Annotated in this window: 1 protein-coding gene; it reads left to right on the top strand. The window is 73.6% G+C overall.

Annotation, left to right across the window (positions count from 1 at the left end):
- Positions 1–156 precede the first annotated feature (156 nt).
- Positions 157–753, top strand: a 597-nt coding sequence (locus EF903_RS33295; RefSeq protein WP_185902971.1) for a TerD family protein, incomplete at its 3' end; no start/stop codon positions are given.

Raw genomic sequence — 753 nt, 5'->3', positions numbered from 1 at the left:
TCCCCGTTCGCCGGATCCAGGCCCTCCCGCGCCGCTATGGTGCGCCCGACGGTGTGTCGCGCATCACGCGCCGCGAGCACAGAGGCAGAACGACAGCCCGGCCCGCTCGGCCCGCCGCAGCGGGCGCCGGGCGACTGGGGGGTACGCGTGCAGGAAATCACCAAGGGCGGCAACACCAGCCTGACCGCCCTCAGCGAGGATTCCGGATCCGTGGTGGTCAGCCTGGGCTGGACGAGCGCTTCGGGGGCCGGGGACGCGGACGTCTCCGTCCTCCTCCTCGACGAGGCCGGCAAGGTCCGCGGCGACGGCGACTTCGTCTTCTACAACAACCCGGCCGCCGCCGACGGCAGCGTCCAGTTACTGGGGAAGACGCCGACGGACAGCGGCGACGAGGACCGGATCAGCCTCGACCTCACCGCCGTCCCGCAGGACGTCGTGCGGATCGTCGTGGCGGCCAGCCAGTACGGCGACGCCCGCTTCGGCGACCTCGACGACCTGCGGATGACGGTCTCGGACCGGTCCGGGGAGCCGCTCGTCGGCTTCTCCATCGACGACGCCGGCCCGGAGACGGCCTTCATCTTCGGCGAACTCTACCGGCGCGGCCCGGAGTGGAAGTTCCGCGCGGTCGGCCAGGGGTACGAGACCGGCCTCGCCGGCCTGGCCACGGACTTCGGCATCACCGTCGACGACGGGGAGGACGCCGCCGTCCCGCCGGCGCTCCCCGTACCCGCCCCGGCCGGGGCGGGTACGGGG

This window comes from Streptomyces sp. WAC05292, assembly GCF_003949955.1.
Taxonomy (GTDB): domain Bacteria; phylum Actinomycetota; class Actinomycetes; order Streptomycetales; family Streptomycetaceae; genus Streptomyces; species Streptomyces globosus.
Note: the sequence above shows the minus strand (reverse complement) of the source record. Positions and strands in the feature narration are given on the sequence as shown.